Below are 19,485 nucleotides of genomic sequence, written 5' to 3'. Positions count from 1 at the left end.
AGGCGCCTCGACGATGACGAAATGACCTGATGAGGCGGCAAGTTTGCTCATGCTCGTCAGGGCCTCCAGCGCAGGAAGTTGGTGATCAGCGCCAGGCCGAGCGCCTGGCTCTTCTCGGGATGGAACTGCGTGCCGGCGAGATTGTCTCGGGCAACGGCGGCCGTCACCGGGCCGCCATAGTCGGCGACCGCCAGGACCTCGTCCGCCTTGCGCGCATCGAGATGGTAGGAATGGACGAAATAGGCGTGCAACCCTTCTGGCCCGGTGGGAATGCCTGAAAACAGCGGGTGCTGTCGCCTCAGTTCGATCGTGTTCCAGCCGATCTGTGGGATCTTCAGCGCCGGATCGGCCGGCGTGATCTCCTTGACGTCGCCGGCAATCCAGCCAAAGCCGTTGGTGATGGTCTTTTCGAGACCGCGCTGCGACATCAGCTGCATGCCGACGCAGATGCCGAGGAAAGGACGGCCCTTGGCGATGGCGACGTCCTCGACCGCTTCCCACATGCCGTCGACGGCGCGCAAGCCGGCCGCGCAGTCGGCATAGGCGCCGACGCCGGGCAGGACGATGCGGTCGGCGGTGCGTACCCGCTCGGCATCGGCCGTCAGGTCGATCTGCGCATCGATGCCGGCTTCGCGCGCGGCGCGCTCGAATGCCTTGGTGGCTGAGCGCAGATTGCCCGAACCATAATCGATGATTGCCACCCGCATGTCAGCGCCGTCCCGGAATGTGGGTCAGTCCCAGCGCCATGCCCGGCTGCGCCGGGCGCGCCAAGGCGGCATCCGGGACCATGCGCGGCGCAGGTGCGGCTTCTTCCGCATGCGCCTCGGCCTCCAGCGTATAGCGGATGTCGGCATCATCCAGCCAGCCGGCCTGGACCACGCCCCATTCGTGCCAGCCGCGGCGGCGGAGCGCAGCGATGCGCAGCCCCTGCCCTTCCAGGCCGACATAGAGCGAGACCAGCAGCGACAGCAGCGAGCCGGCAAGGCCAAGGCCGAGCTTCTCACCAAGCATCGAAAGCAGGCCCATGACGACGAAGGTCAGCGCCGCCTCGATCCACAGCCGATGCCAGGCGAACCATAGTGGCGGCACCAGCAGGCCAAGCCAGGTGAAGCCGTCACGGACAAAGACCGTTGCGCCGGCTCTCTCGCTGCGGCCGGGTGGTTCCATCACGACATAGCTGGCCATGACGCTATCCCTTCAAAGATCCCTTGGTGGAGGGAACCGCGTCCGGCTGGCGCGGATCGCGTTCCAGTGCGGCGCGCAGCGCGCGCGCCACCGCCTTGAAGCAGGTCTCGGCGATATGATGGTTGTTGGCGCCATAGTGGTTGGTGACATGCAGCGTGATGCCGGCGTTCTGCGCCAGCGCCTGGAAGAATTCACGCACCAGTTCGGTATCGAAGGTGCCGATCTTCGGCGACGAGAACGAAACGTTCCAGACCAGGAAGGGGCGGCCGGAGACGTCGATCGCCGCGCGCGTCAGCGTCTCGTCCATGGCGAGGTCGATCGAGGCATAGCGCATGATGCCGCGCCGTTCGCCCAGCGCCTTGGTCAAGGCTTGGCCAAGCGCGATGCCGGTATCCTCGACCGTGTGGTGATCGTCGATGTGCAGGTCGCCCTTGGCCTTGACCGTCATGTCGATCAGGGAATGGCGGGCAAGCTGGTCGAGCATATGGTCGAAGAAGCCGACGCCGGTGGCGATCTCGGATTTTCCCGAACCGTCGACTTGGACCGACACCGAGATGTCGGTTTCCCTGGTCTTGCGGTTGGCTTCGGCGGAACGGGGCGCCATTGCTGTATCCTTGTCCCATTGGTTCACATGGTGACCGGTTCACGGGCCTCAAGCGCTCGCGGGCTTGAAAACGAAAGCCTTCTATCAGCATGATCCGGCGATTGCCAGTTGCCATCCCCGCCGCTATCCAGCCGTTTGCAATCATTGGTCCCGTGCATACATATGGCCGATAAAATCACTCGTACCGTGCCAATCGCCTTTTGGGATCGCGCGAATGGGAGCTAAAAATGTCTGACAATCTGACCATGCACGCCACGACCATCGTGACGGTGCGCAAGGGCAACAAGGTGGTGATCGCCGGCGACGGCCAGGTCAGCCTTGGCCAGACCATCATGAAGGGCAATGCCCGCAAAGTCCGCCGTATCGGCAAGGGCGGCAATGTGATTGCCGGTTTCGCCGGCGCCACCGCCGACGCCTTCACCCTGCTGGAGCGGCTGGAAGCCAAGCTCGAACAATATCCCGACCAGCTGACGCGCGCCTGCGTCGAGCTTGCCAAGGACTGGCGCACCGACCGCTATCTGCGCCGGCTGGAGGCCATGATGCTGGTTGCCGACAAGTCGGTCTCGCTGGCACTGACCGGCACCGGCGACGTGCTCGAACCCGAACATGGCGTCATGGCCATTGGTTCGGGCGGCAATTATGCACTGGCCGCCGCACGCGCGCTGATGGACACCGACAAGGATGCCGAGGAGATCGCCCGCAAGGCGATGCAGATCGCATCCGACATCTGCGTCTACACCAACAACAATTTCGTCGTCGAAACGCTCGATGCCGCCTGAACCAGGCGTGCTCTATGATTTTCGGCCGGTGACGGAGAAAGACCTGCCGATGATCGCCGGCTGGCTCGCCGAGCCGCATGTCGCGCAATGGTGGGACGATCCGGAGACCGAAATCGCCGAGATCCGCGAGCACATCGACAGTATTTCCGTCGAGCCGCTGATCGTCGAACTCGACGGTTTGCCGATCGCCTATCTGCAGAGTTACGACCCGCATCTGGAAGACGATCATCCCTATGCCGACCAGCCGTTCGGCACGCTCGGCATCGACGTGTCTATCGGCCGGCCGGAGCTGGTAGGCATCGGCCATGGCTCGGCGATCGTGCGCCAGTTCGTCGAGCAATTGTTCGAGGAAGGTGTGCCACGCGTCATCATCGACCCCGATCCGGCCAATCTCAGGGCCATCCGGGCCTATGAAAAAGCCGGATTCCGGGCCATTGATCGCAGGCAATCGGTCTATGGCGACGCCGTGCTGATGGCGATCGATGCCGACGATGAACAAGAGGGGGAATAATCAAATGAGCACACCCGGCGTTGACGAGCGCTACTCGGCCTACGAAGACAGCTGGCGCATCGGTTTCCTGCTCGTCCTTGGGCTGCTCATCTTCCAGGCCGGCGCCCTCTACGGAATGGGCCATCCGCCGATCTGCACCTGCGGCTACGTCAAGCTCTGGCATGGCGTGGTGAACAGTTCGGAGAACTCCCAGCATATTTCGGACTGGTACACCTTCTCGCACATCATCCACGGCTTCCTGTTCTATGCGCTGGCCCAGTTCCTGTTCCCGCGTTCGCCGATCGGCCTGAGGCTGGCTTTCGCCGTCTTCATCGAGGGCGGCTGGGAGCTGCTCGAGAACAGCCCGTTCATCATCGAGCGGTACCGCGCGGGCACCATCTCGCTCGACTATTATGGCGACAGCATCATCAATTCGGTGTCCGACACACTGGCCATGGTGCTGGGATTTGTGATGGCGCGAAAGCTACCTATATGGGTGATCGTCAGCCTCGCCGTCCTCTTCGAACTGGGCACCGGCTATCTCATCCGGGACAATCTGACACTCAACGTGATCATGCTGCTGCATCCGTTCGAGGCCATCAAGCAGTGGCAAAGTGGAATTTAGTGATATGAGCACCTTCTCACCCCGCGAAATCGTTTCGGAACTCGACCGCTTCATCATCGGCCAGAAGGATGCCAAGCGCGCCGTGGCCATCGCCTTGCGCAACCGCTGGCGCCGCCAGCAGCTGGAAGGCCAGATGCGCGAAGAGGTGATGCCGAAGAACATCCTGATGATCGGGCCGACCGGCGTCGGCAAGACCGAGATCTCGCGCCGCCTGGCGCGGCTGGCCGGGGCGCCCTTCGTCAAGGTCGAAGCCACCAAGTTCACCGAAGTCGGCTATGTCGGCCGCGATGTCGAGCAGATCATCCGCGACCTGGTCGAGATCGCCATCGGCCTGGTGCGCGAGAAGATGCGCGAGGACGTCAAGGCGCGCGCCCACGTCAACGCCGAGGAACGCGTGCTGGAAGCGCTGGTCGGCAAGACGGCCAGCCCGGCCACGCGCGACAGTTTCCGCAAGAAGCTGCGCGACGGCGAACTCGACGACAAGGAGATCGAGATAGAGGTGGCCGACACCGGCACTGGCGGCATGCCCGGCTTCGAGATCCCCGGCATGCCGGGCGCCAATATCGGCGTGCTCAACATCAACGACATGCTGTCGAAGGCGATGGGCGGCAAGAAGACCAAATTGCGCAAGACGACGGTGAAGGAATCATACGACCTCCTGGTCAACGACGAGTCGGACAAGCTGCTCGACCAGGACGAGGTTGTGCGCCGGGCGCTCGATGCCGCGGAAAATGACGGCATCGTCTTCCTCGACGAGATCGACAAGATCGCGGCGAGATCCGATATTTCCGGCGGACCTTCGCGCGAAGGCGTGCAGCGGGACCTGCTGCCACTGGTCGAGGGCACCACGGTGGCGACCAAATACGGGCCGTTGAAGACGGATCACATCCTGTTCATCGCTTCCGGCGCGTTCCACGTCTCGAAGCCGTCCGACCTTTTGCCGGAGCTGCAGGGCCGCCTGCCGATCCGCGTCGAGCTGCGCGCGCTGGAGAAGGAGGATTTCGTCCGCATCCTGACCGAGACGGAAGCGAGCCTGATCAAGCAATATATCGCGCTGATGAAGACCGAGGGCGTCGACCTGACCTTCACCGACGATGCCATCGATTCGCTCGCCGGCATTGCCGTCGACCTCAATGCCAGCGTCGAGAATATCGGCGCCCGGCGGTTGCAGACGGTGATGGAGCGGGTGCTGGACGAGATTTCCTACGACGCGCCGGACCGCAATGGCACATCGGTCACCATCGACGCCGCCTATGTCGAAAAGCATGTCGGCGATCTCTCGCGAAACACGGATTTGTCGCGATTCATCCTTTAAAAGGCGGCGCCGGTTCATCCGGCGCCGGTTCAGGCAACACGTCCCGGCAAAAGCATCATGTGTGGCCAGATGGTACCATCTGGCCACCTTTCGTCTTGCCGTGTGCAGGGGCGCTCTCGACTCGACCAAGAGCTTTACCTAGTTTGCGCGGCAATTCTCGATCTCTTGGGCAATTCTCGATCTCTTGGTTTGACGCAATTCCGGACGGAAAACCGTTTCACACTTTCCTGGAATTGCCTGGGCAGCGGCGGCGCATGAAAAAACTCATCCTGGTCCTTCTCGGCCTGACGCTGGCGGCGACGCTGTTCGCCGCGCAGGCGGCGACATTGGTGCCGCCGGGAAACCGCAATGCCGAGCAGCCCGACATTCCGGGCGCCTCGAGCCGGCGCACGCAGGCGACCAACACCACCTTCCAGGCGAAATACCGCAAGGTCTACGCTTTGCTGCAGAATGACGCCGACCTGCGCGCCAAGATCAAGAAGGCAGCTTCCGCCTACGGCATCGATCCGATGCACATCGTCGGCGCCATCGTCGGCGAGCACACCTACAATGTCGACGCCTACGACCGGCTGCAGACCTACTATGTCAAGGCGATCTCCTACCTCTCCAGCAAGCTGTCCTTCGCCTATGACGGCGAGGACATCACCGATTTCGTGCAGCGGCCGGAATTCAGGAAATGCGCCGGAATGTCGGACAGCTACGATTTGTGGGAATGCCGCGAGCAGGTGTGGAACCGCTCCTTTCGCGGCAAGACCGTTGGCGGGACAAGCTTCCCCAACGATCGTTTCGGCGCCACCTTCTTCCAGCCCTACTATGCCGGCCAGACTTTCGGGCTCGGCCAGCTGAACCCGCTGACAGCCCTGCAGATGAGCGATCTCGTGCACAAGGTGTCCGGACTGCCGGAGCTCGACGTCGGCGATCCCAATGGGGTCTACAAGACCATCATGGATCCGGACCTGACACTGCCTTACGTGGCGGCGACGATCCGGAAATCGATCGACGCCTACAAGAGCATTGCCGGCTTCGACATTTCGGGCAATCCGGGACTGACCGCCACGCTCTACAATGTCGGCAATCCGGAGCAGCGTGCCTATGCGCTGAAGGCCGAAAACGACAAGCGCCGCGCCGCCGGTGAACCGGCGAAACTGCCGGAAGAGAATTATTACGGCTGGCTGGTCAACGACAAATTGTCGGAGCTGAAGGCGCTGTTTTAGGGCGCGCCCCCCTTGTGGGGAGGTCGGACCGAAGGTCCGGGTGGGGGTCGGTGCCGCCCCTCACCCCGCTGCTTCGCAGCGACCCTCCCCACAAGGGGGAGGGTGGCCAGTCTCGCTACGCCGCCAGCAACGACTTCAGCTTGACGTCCTGCGATCCCAGCGCTTCCGGCGCGGGCTTTGCCCGTTTGCCGATCAGCATTTCGGCCAGCCTGATGTCGCGGGCGACCGCATTGCCGGGGCCGATGCCGCTCGCCGCCACCAGCCTGCCGTCCTCAGCCAAATGGAACAGGATGAAGGCGCCTTCGCCGAGATCGCGGCGCACCGTGCTCCGGCCTTCGTCCGAGAGCCCGGCGATCTGCAGCGACAGGCCATACTGATCCGACCAGAACCATGGCACCGCCGCATGCGCCTCGCTGGCGCCCAGCATGTTTCTGGCCGCCAGCGCGCCCTGTTCCTGGGCGTTGCGCCAGGCTTCCAGCCGCACGCGACGGCCGCCATAGACGGCGAGCGGGAACGAACAGCAGTCGCCGGCGGCAAAGATGTCGGCATCGCTGCTGCGCAGTTGCTCGTCCACTGCAATGCCGTTTTCGATCGCCAGGCCGGCTTCGGCGGCCAGCGCGGTCACCGGCATGGCACCGATGCCGATGATGGCGAGATCGGCCGATACCTGATGTCCGCCGGCAAGGGCGATGCGAACTTGCCTGCCGTCGTCCGCAATCGACGCAATGCCGTCGCCGCAGAGTATGTCGACGCCTTCGGCACTGTGCGCCTGATGGATGATTTCGGCGATCTCGGCCGGCACGCCGCGCATCAGGATGCGCGGCTGCGCCTCGATGACGGTGACCGAGGCGCCGAGCTTGCGAGCCGCGGCGGCGAGTTCCAGGCCGATGAAGCCGCCGCCGATGACGGCGATGCGGTTGCCGGCGCTGAGATGGGCGCGGATGGCCAGCGCATCGGCGAAGGTTCTGAGATAGACGCAGCGCGCGCCAAGGCCGGGCATCGGCAGCTTGCGCGGGATCGAGCCGGTGGCCAGCAGAAGCTTGTCGTAGGGCAGCACCGAGCCATCCGACAGGCGCACCGCATGTGCCGCGCGATCGATCGCCACGGCCTGGACGGAATGGATATGCCGGATCGACTTTTCAGCCAGCATCTCGTCGCTGGCGATCGCCTTGATTTCCGGCGCGTCGCTGGCCATCGCGTCCTTGGACAAAGGCGGCCTTTCATAGGGCAGATGCGGTTCGTCGCCGACCAGCGTCACCGGCCCGTCATAGCCGAGATCGCGCAGCGCGAGCGCTGCCCGCCCGCCGCATTCGCCGGCGCCGATGATGACCATTCCGCGCGCCATATCCATCACCCGACCTGAACCAGGACTTTGCCGGCGTCGACCTTGACCGGATAGGTTTTCAAGTTGACGCAGACCGGCGCGCCCCTGGCCGCACCCGTCTTGTAGTTGAAGCGGCCATTGTGCTTGGGGCATTCGATGATGTCGTCCATCACCAGCCCGTCGGCGAGATGCACCTTCTCATGCGAGCAGAGCCCGTCGGTGGCGAAGTACTCGTCATCCGGCGAGCGGTAGATGGCGAAGGTGCGGCCGCCATGGTCGAAGCGCACTACATCCTCTTCGTCGATATCGCCGGCGGCGCAGGCCTCGACCCAGTCGCTCATTTGTTCCTCCCCAAAAATCGCATTGTCATTCCGCCGCGGCGGCGACGGCATCGCTGTGGAATTCCTCGCGATACGGCCTGGCGGTCGGCGGCAGTTCGCGCTTGAGGAAATAATCCTCGTTGCGCAGCTGGCGCAGGAAGACCGGTATCATCTCGCGGTAGCCGGCCAGGATCGACGGCGTCGGCGCCGGCAAATCGTGCTTGATCAGCGCATGCAGCTTCGGCAGCGCATGGTAGGGCACCATCGGGAACATGTGATGCTCCACATGATAGTTCATGTTCCAGTAGATGAAGCGGCTGATCGGGTTCATGTACACGGTGCGGCTGTTCAGCCTATGGTCGGTGACGTTGTCGGCCAGGCCGCCATGCTGCAGCAGGCCGACCATGACATGGTGCCAGGCGCCATAGAGCCTGGGCAGGCCGACCAGCATCAAGGGCAGGAACGAGCCGGAATAGAGCGCCAGCGCGATGGTCGCGGCATAGATGGCGGTCCAGACGCGGGCAATGCGGATCGCCTTGCCCTGTTCCTGCTCAGGAATGAAGGTCTTTTCGGCGGCGCTGATGTTGCCGGCGGCGTTGCGCAGCATGTCTGACATCGCATGCCAGGCATCGAGCACGCCGACAAAGCCGAGGATGGCGCGCACCAGGTCCGGTGGCCGCATGACGGAGATTTCCGGGTCGCGGCCGACGATGATGGTGTCGGTGTGGTGGCGCGTGTGGCTCCAGCGCCAGGTCACCGGATTGCGCATGATCATGAAGCAGGCGATCTGGTAGACGACGTCGTTCATCCACTGCGTGCGGAAGGCCGTGCCGTGGCCGCATTCGTGCCAGCGTGAATCGGTCGAGGAGCCGTAGAGCACGCCATAGACGAAGAAGAACGGCACGCACCACCAGCTGCCCCAGAACCAGGCGCCGCCGGCGCCGCTGACGACGAGCGCTGCAATCCAGATCGCGGTATCGCGGATCGCCGGACCGTCGGAGCGCTGCATCAGCTCCTTCATCTGCTTGCGCGGAATGTCGGTGTGATACCACTCGGCCGCCGACAGGCCGTTCTCCACGGCGAGCTTGGCGTCGCGGCCGATCAGGCTGTAGTCACGCCGGGACGGCGCTGTGGTCATGGTTGCCTCCTCGGCAAGGCATTGGCCAGGCGAATGCCGAACATTCCAATCTTCGAGCCTGAAAATACCGCCGAGTCATGATAGACTCAATGTCACAAAGATAGTTTCTATCATTTCCTATCAGAGTGATGTATCATTATTCGGCAATCGAACGAGGCGATCATGGCGAAACGGCCGACCATCACCGATCTGGCGCGCATTTCCGGCGTCAGCGTCGCCACGGTGGACCGCGTGCTCAACAACCGCCTGCCGGTGCGCGAGGAAACCGCGCGCCGCGTCTATGAGACCGCGACCGAGATCGGCTATCACGCGGCCGGCCTGATCAAGCAGCGCATGCGCCATGAACTGCCCGAATACCGGCTCGGCTTCCTGCTTTTGCGAGGCAATGACGTTTTCTACTCGGAGTTCGCGCGGCAGCTCGAACTCGCCGTATCGCAATCGCAGCGCTTCCGCGGCGTCGCGATCATCGACTTCACCAGTTCACTGACGCCGGACGAGATCGTCGAGCGCACGCACAGGCTGGCGGCCAGATGCAGCGCTATCGCCCTCGTCGGGCCGGACCACCCGACGCTGACAGTCGCGGTCGAGGAGATGAAGGCCAGGGGATTGCCGGTCTTCTCGCTGCTATCCGACTTCGCGGCCGGCATTCGCGAGGGCTATGTCGGCCTCGACAACCGCAAGGTCGGCCGCACCGCGGCCTGGATGATCTCGAAGGCGGCGAAACGGCCGGGCAAGGTCGCGCTGTTCGTCGGCAGCCATCGCTTCCACGGGCACGAGCTGCGCGAGATCGGCTTTCGCTCCTTCTTCCGCGAACAGGCGCAGGAATTCACGCTGCTTGAAACGCTGGTCAATCTCGAAGCCAACCAGATCACGCAGGACACGCTGCTCGAGCTTCTCCACCGCCACCCCGATCTCGTCGGCTGCTACGTCGCCGGCGGCGGCATGGAAGGCGCGGTCGCGGCGCTGCGGCAAGCCAGGCCGGCCGAGATGCCGGCTGTCGTCTGCAACGAGATCACGGCGGTCTCGCGCTCGGCCCTGGCCGACGGTGTGCTGACGATGGTGATCTCGACGCCGCTGGCCGCCCTTTGCCGCGAACTGGTCGATCTCATGGCGCATGCCATCGAGGCCGGCGCGGCGAACGCGCCGGGCCAGACCTTCCTGCCGTTCGAGATCTACCTGCCCGAAAATATCTAGCGCTGCCTTTGCAGGCATCGCCGGTTGAGTTGACGCCGAATCCGGCCGTCAATATAGACCGCTGATGGGCGAGGACAGGTTTGGGTACATCGCGTTCGGCAAGGATGAGCTTTATGCTCGGGGGGCGCTCTTCAGCGCTCTTCGACTGCAGCACTATTGCCCGGGCGCCAAGATTACCGTCCTGACCGACAGGCCGTCCGTTTTCGACGGCTACTCCATCGAAACCATCGAACTCACCCCCGACACAAAAGCCGAGATGTCTTTTGGCAACCGGTATCTATTTGGCATCAAGGCAGCCGGCATTATCGAGATGTTGAGGCGATGCGAACGCCTGTTCTTCATGGATACGGACATGTATCCGACCGGCGATATCTCGCATTGCTTCGATGGCATTTCCTCATCGCTTTCAACCATGAGAAAATGCGAAGGAACGCCCAAGCCTGCCTACCGCGAAATCGAAGACAAGGGATTTCTGCTCGGAAACCACAGGCTGACCGGGCGCGAGCCTATGTGGAACAGCGGCGTCCTGGGCGTTCACAACGCCAACATACCGGCGCTGACCGAGGCCTACCATGCCATGGAACAAATGATCGGCGTCGTGAGAGCCCATACCACGGAACAGTTCTGTATCGGCGTGGCGCTGTCAAACGACGGGCGGAAAATCCGCCGACACCGGCTGCCTATCCGCAATTACAACACCCGGGGAAGAAAGCTGTTCGCCCGAAGGCGGATCGACGCTTTCTTCGAGGCCAATGGCAATCTCGACGCCGCACAACTGCGCAAGCAGGCGGCCGCATACAGAGTCTGGCGGGGGCCGCTGGACCTCTTGCTGCAAAGAGGCATCTGGCATTTCTGAACGCTGGCCCAACGGCAAGCTTCCCTCAAAACGCTCATGCCTACTCGCTGGCCTACTCACTGGCCTACTCGCTGGCCGCAGCCGAGCGTCCGGCTAATCCGCATCGCCGGCGTAATCGGCGTTCGCTCTCCGCCGGCTCATCGCGGCCTGTGCGCCTCGACCTCAAAATCGCGCATCCGGTTTTGGAATGGCCCTTGACGCCCTGATGTGAAATGGAATAAATATTTCACTAGCTGTGTATTTTGGTTCTTTCGTTCCGGAATATCTGTTTCAAACAGACGGTTTGGCATTCCAGCCGATGCGGGAGCCTCACGGAACGGAATGACATCAGGGAGAGATTCCCCGGGGAGATCGGGGATTCCGGATAGATCGGTGCAACCGGACACCAAGAGTGGAGGAGAGATTACAATGAAGAAACTGCTTTTGGGCGTCGCCTTCGCGGCGCTGATGAGTTCATCGGCTTTTGCCGCCAAGATCGGCGTGTCGATGGCCAAGTTCGACGACAATTTCCTGACCGTGCTGCGCAACGGCATGATCGAGCAGGCCAAGGGCATGAGCGGCGTCGAACTGCAGGTCGAAGACGCGCAGAACGACGTTGCCAAGCAGCTCGACCAGATCAAGAACTTCGCCGCTTCGGGCGTCGACGCCATCATCGTCAACCCGGTCGACACCTCGGCCACGCAGGCCATGTCGGACGCCGCCGCGGCGGCCAAGATCCCGCTGGTTTACGTCAACCGCGAGCCGGTCAATGTGAACACGCTGCCGGACAACCAGGCCTTCGTCGCCTCGAACGAGGCCGATTCCGGCACGCTCGAAACCAAGGAAGTCTGCCGCCTGTTCAAGGAAACCGGCAAGAAGGAAGCCAATGTCTATGTCATCATGGGCGAGCTTTCCAACCAGGCCGCCGTGCAGCGCACCAAAGACATCGAAGAGGTCATCGCCACGCCGGACTGCAGCTTCATCAAGATCATCGACAAGCAGACGTCGAACTGGAACCGCGACGAAGCGCAGAACCTGATGACCAACTGGCTGTCGACCGGCAAGCCGTTCGACGGCGTCATCGCCAACAATGACGAAAGCGCCATCGGCGCCATCCAGGCGATGAAGGCCGCCAACATCGACATGAAGTCGGTCGTTGTCGGAGGCGTCGATGCCACCCAGGATGCGCTGGCGGCCATGCAGGCCGGCGACCTCGACGCGACCGTGTTCCAGGACGCGGCCGGCCAAGGCGCCGGTGCGCTGGATGCGGCACTGAAGCTCGCCAAGGGCGAGAAGGTCGAGCACAAGGTCTACGTGCCCTTCCAGCTGGTGACGCCGGCCAACATCGACAAGTTCCTGAAGAAGAACTGAGCAACGGATCCACGGAGCGGCGCTCTCGCGCAAAGACAGCGCCGCTCCTCTTCCCCCGGGCGCCTTCGGGTGCCGAGGACGACCGTGGCTGATGGAGGATAGAAGATTGGCACAGACATCTCACGGCGTCGGCGGGGTCAGCTATGACGCGAAGAAGCGCAACTGGCCGGCCGAATTCAACGTCTTCCTGGCGCTCGTCATCCTGGTCGTCATCTTCGAACTGATCGGCCGTATCTTTCTCGGCGACAGTTTCCTGTTCAACACCCGCAGCGACGTCGGCGGTCTCTTCAACGAGGCACGCCTGCAGATCATTATCCTGCAGGTGTCGATCGTCGGCATCATCGCCATCGGCGTGACGCAAGTGATCATCACCGGCGGCATCGACCTGTCCTCGGGTTCGATCGTCGGCGCGACCGCCATGATCGCCATGAGCTTCGCCCAGGTGGCGACGGTCAACGGCAACCCCAATCCCAAGGCGATGTTCCTGGCGCAAGGCTGGACCGACCTCCCGGTCATCGTGCCGGTGCTGGTGGCGATCGGCTGCGGCCTGTTCGCCGGCCTGGTCAACGGCGCGCTGATCGCCTACACGCGCATTCCGCCGTTCATCGCCACGCTCGGCATGATGGTCACCGCGCGCGGCATCGCCAAATGGTGGTCCAAGGGCCAGCCGATCTCGTTTCCCACCGAAAGTTTCGCGGCGATCGGCAAGGGCTTGATGCCGGTCATCATCTTCCTGTCGCTGGCTATCCTGTTCCAGCTGATCATGACCTACACCAGGTATGGCAAGCATTGTTACGCGATCGGTTCCAACGAGGACGCTGCGCGCATGTCCGGCATCAAGATCGCCAACCACAAGATCCTGGTCTACGTCATCGCCGGCATTCTCGCCGCGCTCGCCGCCGTGGTGCTTTCTTCCAAGAACCTCACCGCGCAGTCCGGCATGGGCGTGATGTACGAGCTCGACGCCATCGCCATGGCGGTCATCGGCGGCGTCTCGCTGTCGGGCGGCCGCGGCTCGATCATCGGCACGGTGATCGGCTCGCTGATCTTCGGCGTCATCATCTCCGGCTTCACCTTCCTGCGCCTCGACGCCTATTACCAGGAGATGGTCAAGGGCGTGATCATCGTCGGCGCCGTCGTTCTCGACCAATGGCGCCAGCGTATGCGGGCATTGAGGGCTTGACCATGCCAGATATCTCCACGACAGACATCGTCCTGAAGACCGAAAACCTGACCAAGCGCTATGGCGGCGTGCATGCGCTGGAAGGCGCCAATTTCGAGCTGCGCAAAGGCGAGCATGTCGCCATCATGGGAGACAACGGCGCCGGCAAGTCGACCTTCGTGCGCCAGATAACCGCCGTCGAACAGCGCACCAGCGGCCAGGTCTGGTTCGATGGCAAGGAAGTGAATTTTGCCGGGCCGATCGAGGCTCGCACGGCGGGCATCGAGACCGTGTTCCAGAACCTGGCGCTGGCCGACGACCTCGACGTGCCGTCGAACCTGTTCCTCGGCCGCGAAAAGGTGCTGTTCAACCTCGGGCCGTTCTCGATCCTCGACCGCAAATACATGCGCAAGGCGACCGAAGCTGCGCTGATCCGCACCGCGGTGAAGATCCCCAATCTGTCCAACACCATCCGCCATATGTCGGGCGGCCAGCGGCAATGCGTGGCGATCGCCCGGACCGCGACCTTCGCCTCCAAGCTGATCATCATGGACGAGCCGACGGCGGCTCTCGGCGTGCAGGAGACCGCACAGGTCGAAAACATCATCCGCACGCTGAAGGACAATGGCGAGCCGCTGATCCTGATCAGCCACAACATGCGCCAGGTGTTCGACCTCTGCGACCGCATCGTCGTCTTCCGGCGCGGCCGCATCGTCGCCAATCTGCGCAAGGAGAACACGGACGGGCAGGACATCGTCTCCTACATCACCGGCGCCAAGACCGGAGAGGCGGAACTCGCGGCCTAAAACAGGGTGGTCACCCGGTTTCGGGACGATCCGCAGCGCTCGCAAACAACTTGCCACCTTTTCCCGACGGGAAGGTGGAGACACAATTCTCGAACCCCATCCCCCTAGAGGAAATATCCATGACTGTTCGTTTCGCCCTCCTCGGTGCCGGCCGCATCGGCAAGGTCCATGCCCGCGCCGTCGGCTCCAACCCGCAGGCCAAACTGGTGGCCGTCGCCGATGCCTTCGAGAAGGCGGCGACCGAGCTGGCGAGCGCCTATGGCGCCGAGGTGCGCAGCATCGATGCCATCGAGAAAGCCGGTGATATCGACGCCGTCGTCATCTGCACGCCGACCGACACCCATGCCGATCTGATCGAGCGCTTCGCCAAGGCCGGCAAGGCGATCTTCTGCGAGAAGCCGATCGACCTCGACGTCAAGCGCGTCGAGAAATGCCTGGCCGTAGTCGACAAGGCCAAGGCGACGCTGATGGTCGGTTTCAACCGGCGTTTCGACCCGCATTTCGCGGCTGTGCGCAAGGCGATCGATGATGGCGCCGTCGGCACCGTCGAGATGGTCACCATCACCTCCCGCGATCCGGGCTCGCCGCCGATCGATTACATCAAGCGCTCGGGTGGCATTTTTCGCGACATGACCATCCATGATTTCGACATGGCGCGCTTCCTGCTCAACGAGGAGCCAGTTGCCGTGAGCGCCCATGCCTCGGTGCTTGTGGACAAGAAGATCGGCGAGGCCGGCGACTTCGACTCGGTCAGCGTCATCCTCGAAACCGCTTCCGGCAAGCAGGCCGTCATCTCCAACTCGCGCCGCGCCACCTATGGCTACGACCAGCGCATCGAGGTGCATGGCTCGAAAGGCATGGTGGCCGCCGAGAACCAGCGGCCGGTGTCGATCGAACTGGCCAATGAGAAGGGCTATACGCGCCCGCCGCTGCACGACTTCTTCATGACCCGCTATCTCGACGCCTATGCCATCGAGATTGCCGCGTTCATTGCCGCCGCGACCTCGGGCAAGAAGGCGTCGCCGAGCGGCGCGGACGGGCTGGTGGCGCTGAAGCTCGCCGATGCGGCGCTGAAGTCGGCGACATCAGGCAAGACCGTTCGCCTCGACAAGTAAGAACCCGGACCCAAGCCACAGGAGCAAAGCGATGAGCGCATCAGCCGATCGCAATTCGAACACACGCGCCATCGTCACCGGCGGGGCGCAAGGCATCGGCTTTGCCGTCGCCACGGCACTGGCCGACGAAGGCTGCCGGGCGCTGGCGCTTATCGGCCGCTCGCAGGAGAAGGGCGACAAGGCGGTCGCCGCGCTCAAGAAGTCAGGCGTCGACGCGATCTTCATCAGTGCCGACGTTTCGAAAGTGGCCGACTGCAAGCGCGCGGTCGCCGCCGCGCTCTCGCATTTCGGCACCATCAACGCGCTGGTCAACGCCGCCGCCACGTCCGCACGGGGCTCGCTGGTCGAAACCTCGGAAGAGCTGTTCGACACGATCTTCGACACCAATGTGCGCGGCCCGTTTTTCCTGATGCAGGGCGTGGTGGCGCATCTCCTGGAGAAGAAGGCGCCTGGCTCGATCGTCAACGTGCTGTCGATGTCGGCGCATACCGGCCAATCGTTCCTGACGCCCTATTCGACCAGCAAGGGCGCGCTGATGACGCTGACCAAGAACGTCGCCAACGCCTACCGCTTCAACCGTATCCGCTGCAACGCCGTGCTGCCCGGCTGGATGGACACCGAGGGCGAGGACATCGTGCAGAAGAAATGGCACGACGCGCCGGATGATTGGCTGGCGAAGGCCGAAGCTACGCAGCCGATGGGCCAGCTGGTGAAGCCCGACCAGCTTGCCCGCCTGATCAGCTACATGGTCAGCCCGCAGTCCGGTGTCATGACCGGATCGCTGGTCGATTACGACCAGAGCGTCGCGGGGGCGTCGCCGGAGTAACGAGCCAGCGCCGCGGCCGGCCCCCTTTCTCCCCGTCACTATACGGGGAGAAATGCCCGGCAGGGCAATGAGGGGCAGCGCCGACTTTGATAGTTACATGGTTCGATTGAAGCCGGTGCTTTTCGCCCCCGTCCTATCCGTTGACGCACGCGCCGCCCCTCACCTGCCTGCCGGCATCCTCTCCCCGTATAGTGACGGGGAGAGGGGCGCTCTCGCCAGCGATTTCGCCAACTCATCTACGGCACGTGACAAACGTCCCGGCTTCGACTATATGAGCCGCATGATCCACCTGACCGCCACCTATTGGTACTTTAGCAGCTCGCTGGCGGCGGGAGGATTGCGCTCGATCTGAAGATTGCAGCAACAATATCCGAACAGCCGCCAGACCTGGCGGCTTTTTTGTTTCAGCCGGCAGGTTCCCAGAAAAGGAGCAGAAAGCCGTGTTGACCACCACAGACGACCTTCGGGTCAAGGAAATCCGCGAACTGAGCACACCCGACCAGGTGATGCGGGAGATCCCGCGCACGCTGACGGCGACGCGCACCGTCAGCGCGTCACGAAACGCCATCCATGCCATCCTGAACGGGACCGACGACCGGCTGCTCGTCGTCGTCGGCCCCTGTTCGATCCACGATCCGGTCGCTGCGGTCGACTATGCCAGCCGTCTGGCGGCGCTGCGCGAGGCCCTGTCCGACCGGCTGGAGATCGTGATGCGGGTCTATTTCGAAAAGCCACGCACGACGGTCGGCTGGAAGGGCCTGATCAACGATCCGGACCTCGACGGCAGCTTCAACATCGACAAGGGGCTGCGGATGGCGCGCAATGTGCTTTCCGCCGTCAACAATCTCGGCCTGCCGGCGGCAACCGAATTCCTCGACATGACCACCCCGCAATACATTGCCGACCTCGTCGCCTGGGGCGCGATCGGCGCGCGCACGACCGAGAGCCAGATCCACCGCGAACTGGCATCGGGCCTCTCCTGCCCGGTCGGTTTCAAGAACGGCACCGACGGCAATCTCAGGATCGCCGCCGAGGCGGTGAAATCCGCCGCCCAGCCGCATCATTTCATGGCGGTGACCAAGGGCGGCCGCAGCGGCATTGCGACCACCACCGGCAATGAGGACTGCCATGTCATCCTGCGTGGCGGCGTTCAGCCCAACTATGACGCGGCGAGCGTCGAGGCGGCTAGCGTGGAACTCGCCCGCATCGGCGTCGCACCCAAGCTGATGATCGATGTCAGCCACGCCAACAGCTCGAAGAAGCCGGAGAACCAGCCCAAGGTGGCAGCGGATGTGGCGGGGCAGGTGGCGGCGGGCGACGAGCGCATCGTCGGCGTCATGATCGAGAGCAATCTCGTCGCCGGCCGGCAGGACGTGGTGGCAGGCAAGCCGCTCGTCTACGGCCAGAGCATCACCGATGGCTGCATCGACTGGGCAACCACCGAGACCGTGCTGCACGGCCTTGCAGGCGCCGTCGAATGGCGCCGGTCGGCACGCCGCGCCATGATGGAGAGCCGGCCGGGCGCTGCTTAATCTGGCCGGGCACAAGGCAGGGCGGCGGTTCCCGATTTAGCTGGGGATCACGCCGTCCTCAGCCCTTCCCACGCGGTGAACACCGAGACCGCAAACAACAGCAAGCCGGCCGCCCGGCCGGCGAGAACGGTCGCCCACGGATTGGCGATCAGAAGCTTGCGGCTGCGGCCGGCTGATATTGCGAGCCCGCCATAGATCGCGGCCTGGGTCAGGACCGTCATCAGGCCCATGATGGTCGCCTGCATCCAGATCGGACCATAATCCGGCTTCAGGAATTGCGGGTAGACGGCCAGCACGAAGAGGTAGGCCTTCGGGTTGATCAGGCAGGTTGCGAAACCCTGGCGAAACGCCTTCCATGCGGAGCGGCTGCCGGCGGGCCCGCCATCACCGACGGTGATCGAACTGCGCATCAGCGTGATGCCGATGAAGGCCATGTAGGCGGCGCCGGCAATCAGCAGCGGCGTGAACAGGATCGGCACGAAATGCATGAGCAGGCCGACGCCGATCGCGCCGTTCAGCGTGTGCACCATGCCGCCGACCATGATGCCGCCGGTTGCTGCAAGACCTCGGTCGCGTCCGCCGGTCAGCGCATTGGCCAGCACGAACAGCATGTCCATGCCCGGAACGGCGATGATGCCGAACAGGAGGATAAAGAAGAGCCAAAGATTTTCCGCATAATTCATGGATTTTCCGCATAATTCATGTCAGTTGCCCGTCGCCTCCTGCCAGCGTGCCGCAGAAGAATTTGTTGATTTTCAAGCCGATAGGCAGTCCTATAGGTCAACCCAACTGACGATGGTGTGTCAGTTGCGATCGGAGTGGGTGAGAAAATGCGCAAGGCGTCGCGGCTGTTCGAGATCATCCAGATCCTGCGGCTGGCAAGGCAGCCGGTGACGGCGGCAACGATCGCCGCGCAGCTGGAAGTGACTGTGCGTTCCATCTACCGCGACATTGCAGCGCTGCAGGCGATGCGCGTGCCGATCGAGGGCGGACGCGGCATCGGTTATATATTGCGTCCCGGCTTCGACCTGCCGCCGCTGATGTTTTCGATCGAGGAGATGGAGGCGATCGTCCTGTCGCTGGCGCTGCTGGAGCGCACGGGAGACGACGAGCTCAAGCAGGCGGCCAAGCGTGTCGGCGCCAAGATCGCCGGTGCGGTGCCGCCGCCTTTGCGGCAGACGCTCGACGCCAACGCGCTGCATGCCTGGGGGTTCGCCGCGCCCTCGGCCGGCACGATCAATCTGGCGCTGGTGCGTCGCGCCATCCGCGACGAGGAGAAGCTCGACCTTTCCTACCGCGACGAGATGGGCCGCGCCTCCGAGCGCCTCGTCCGGCCGATCGCGCTCATCTATTACGCCGAAACCGCCAACATCGTCGCCTGGTGCGAGCTGCGCCAGGCGATCCGCAATTTCCGTAGCGACCGCATCGCGGATTGCCAGCCGACCGGGCTACGCTTCAAGGGCGAAGGCGACCGCTTGCGGCAGGTCTGGGTCAACGGCTGGGAGGCGAATGCGGCGGTTGGCAGCTGACGCGATTTCCCTTCTCCCCTTGTGGGAGAAGGTGGATCGGCGCGTTAGCGCCGAGACGGTTGAGGGGTGTTCCAGCGGAATGAGACGCTGGCGTTCCCTGGAACACCCCTCATCCGTCGCC

General features: G+C 63.3%; 21 protein-coding genes. 14 read left to right on the top strand and 7 right to left on the bottom strand.

What is annotated here, in order from left to right:
- Positions 1-56: 56 nt before the first annotated feature.
- Genes hisH through hisB form a run of 3 tightly spaced genes read right to left on the bottom strand, consistent with a single transcriptional unit; the run spans position 57 to position 1,789 of the window.
- The gene (gene hisH, locus LB568_RS29070) at positions 57-707 is read right to left on the bottom strand and encodes an imidazole glycerol phosphate synthase subunit HisH (protein WP_224731935.1); all 651 of its coding nucleotides are present in this window, start codon (positions 705-707) and stop codon (positions 57-59) included.
- Between the two features lies 1 nt (position 708).
- Entirely contained in the window at positions 709-1,185 is a 477-nt protein-coding gene (locus LB568_RS29065) for a DUF2628 domain-containing protein (protein ID WP_224731934.1), read from the bottom strand.
- Positions 1,186-1,189: 4 nt separating this feature from the next.
- Positions 1,190-1,789: an imidazoleglycerol-phosphate dehydratase HisB gene (gene hisB, locus LB568_RS29060; protein WP_224731933.1), complete on the bottom strand. Its 600-nt coding sequence runs from the start codon at positions 1,787-1,789 to the stop codon at positions 1,190-1,192.
- 227 nt (positions 1,790-2,016) lie between these two features.
- Between hisB and hslV the strand changes: the two genes are divergently transcribed.
- The 5 genes from hslV (at position 2,017) to LB568_RS29035 (ending at position 6,212) form a co-directional block, all read left to right on the top strand.
- Positions 2,017-2,568, top strand: a complete 552-nt coding sequence (gene hslV, locus LB568_RS29055) for an ATP-dependent protease subunit HslV (RefSeq protein WP_019862614.1) — start codon at positions 2,017-2,019, stop codon at positions 2,566-2,568.
- Positions 2,558-3,079, top strand: coding sequence for a GNAT family N-acetyltransferase (locus tag LB568_RS29050; RefSeq protein ID WP_224731932.1), 522 nt, complete (start codon positions 2,558-2,560; stop codon positions 3,077-3,079). Before hslV ends, LB568_RS29050 begins: the two co-directional genes overlap by 11 nt.
- 4 nt (positions 3,080-3,083) lie before the next feature.
- Entirely contained in the window at positions 3,084-3,683 is a 600-nt protein-coding gene (locus LB568_RS29045; RefSeq protein ID WP_224731931.1) for a DUF2585 domain-containing protein, read from the top strand.
- Between the two features lie 4 nt (positions 3,684-3,687).
- Positions 3,688-4,998, top strand: coding sequence for an ATP-dependent protease ATPase subunit HslU (gene hslU / locus LB568_RS29040; protein ID WP_224731930.1), 1,311 nt, complete (start codon positions 3,688-3,690; stop codon positions 4,996-4,998).
- A gap of 254 nt (positions 4,999-5,252) precedes the next feature.
- The gene (locus LB568_RS29035; protein ID WP_224731929.1) at positions 5,253-6,212 is read left to right on the top strand and encodes a DUF1402 family protein; all 960 of its coding nucleotides are present in this window, start codon (positions 5,253-5,255) and stop codon (positions 6,210-6,212) included.
- Between the two features lie 115 nt (positions 6,213-6,327).
- Here the strand turns inward: LB568_RS29035 and LB568_RS29030 are convergent, their stop codons facing one another.
- From LB568_RS29030 to LB568_RS29020, 3 genes are read right to left on the bottom strand one after another with little or no spacing between them, the layout of a single operon-like run.
- Positions 6,328-7,563 (bottom strand): NAD(P)/FAD-dependent oxidoreductase, encoded by a 1,236-nt coding sequence (locus LB568_RS29030; RefSeq protein WP_224731928.1) that lies wholly within the window; start codon positions 7,561-7,563, stop codon positions 6,328-6,330.
- The gene (locus LB568_RS29025; RefSeq protein WP_224731927.1) at positions 7,563-7,877 is read right to left on the bottom strand and encodes a MocE family 2Fe-2S type ferredoxin; all 315 of its coding nucleotides are present in this window, start codon (positions 7,875-7,877) and stop codon (positions 7,563-7,565) included. Before LB568_RS29025 ends, LB568_RS29030 begins: the two co-directional genes overlap by 1 nt.
- A gap of 25 nt (positions 7,878-7,902) precedes the next feature.
- Positions 7,903-8,994: a fatty acid desaturase family protein gene (locus LB568_RS29020; protein WP_224731926.1), complete on the bottom strand. Its 1,092-nt coding sequence runs from the start codon at positions 8,992-8,994 to the stop codon at positions 7,903-7,905.
- 162 nt (positions 8,995-9,156) lie between these two features.
- On the opposite strand from LB568_RS29020, the gene LB568_RS29015 reads away from it, so the two are divergent.
- The 8 genes from LB568_RS29015 to LB568_RS28980 all read left to right on the top strand — a co-directional run bounded on the left by LB568_RS29015 (position 9,157) and on the right by LB568_RS28980 (position 17,835).
- Positions 9,157-10,188: a LacI family DNA-binding transcriptional regulator gene (locus LB568_RS29015; protein WP_224731925.1), complete on the top strand. Its 1,032-nt coding sequence runs from the start codon at positions 9,157-9,159 to the stop codon at positions 10,186-10,188.
- 64 nt (positions 10,189-10,252) lie between these two features.
- Complete coding sequence (locus LB568_RS29010; RefSeq protein ID WP_013891713.1) at positions 10,253-11,044, top strand: hypothetical protein; 792 nt, start codon at positions 10,253-10,255, stop codon at positions 11,042-11,044.
- 408 nt (positions 11,045-11,452) lie between these two features.
- Entirely contained in the window at positions 11,453-12,394 is a 942-nt protein-coding gene (locus LB568_RS29005; RefSeq protein ID WP_224731924.1) for a sugar ABC transporter substrate-binding protein, read from the top strand.
- A gap of 106 nt (positions 12,395-12,500) precedes the next feature.
- On the top strand, positions 12,501-13,577 hold the full coding sequence (locus LB568_RS29000) for an ABC transporter permease (protein WP_023765674.1): 1,077 nt from the start codon (positions 12,501-12,503) through the stop codon (positions 13,575-13,577).
- Positions 13,578-13,579: 2 nt separating this feature from the next.
- On the top strand, positions 13,580-14,362 hold the full coding sequence (locus tag LB568_RS28995) for an ATP-binding cassette domain-containing protein (RefSeq protein ID WP_013891716.1): 783 nt from the start codon (positions 13,580-13,582) through the stop codon (positions 14,360-14,362).
- Positions 14,363-14,481: 119 nt separating this feature from the next.
- On the top strand, positions 14,482-15,477 hold the full coding sequence (gene iolG / locus LB568_RS28990; protein WP_224731923.1) for an inositol 2-dehydrogenase: 996 nt from the start codon (positions 14,482-14,484) through the stop codon (positions 15,475-15,477).
- Between the two features lie 31 nt (positions 15,478-15,508).
- Positions 15,509-16,303, top strand: a complete 795-nt coding sequence (locus LB568_RS28985) for an SDR family oxidoreductase (protein ID WP_224731922.1) — start codon at positions 15,509-15,511, stop codon at positions 16,301-16,303.
- Positions 16,304-16,743: 440 nt separating this feature from the next.
- A complete protein-coding gene (locus LB568_RS28980) occupies positions 16,744-17,835 on the top strand; it encodes a 3-deoxy-7-phosphoheptulonate synthase (RefSeq protein ID WP_224731921.1) in 1,092 nt (363 codons plus the stop codon).
- A gap of 47 nt (positions 17,836-17,882) precedes the next feature.
- Here LB568_RS28980 and LB568_RS28975 read toward each other — a convergent pair whose 3' ends face one another.
- On the bottom strand, positions 17,883-18,518 hold the full coding sequence (locus tag LB568_RS28975) for a LysE family translocator (RefSeq protein ID WP_224731920.1): 636 nt from the start codon (positions 18,516-18,518) through the stop codon (positions 17,883-17,885).
- A gap of 147 nt (positions 18,519-18,665) precedes the next feature.
- Between LB568_RS28975 and LB568_RS28970 the strand changes: the two genes are divergently transcribed.
- A complete protein-coding gene (locus LB568_RS28970; RefSeq protein WP_224731919.1) occupies positions 18,666-19,364 on the top strand; it encodes a helix-turn-helix transcriptional regulator in 699 nt (232 codons plus the stop codon).
- Positions 19,365-19,485 lie beyond the last annotated feature (121 nt).

This window comes from Mesorhizobium sp. B263B2A, from assembly GCF_020165775.1.
Classification (GTDB): Bacteria; Pseudomonadota; Alphaproteobacteria; order Rhizobiales; family Rhizobiaceae; genus Mesorhizobium; species Mesorhizobium opportunistum.
This window is presented reverse-complemented; position numbering and strand designations above follow the sequence as displayed.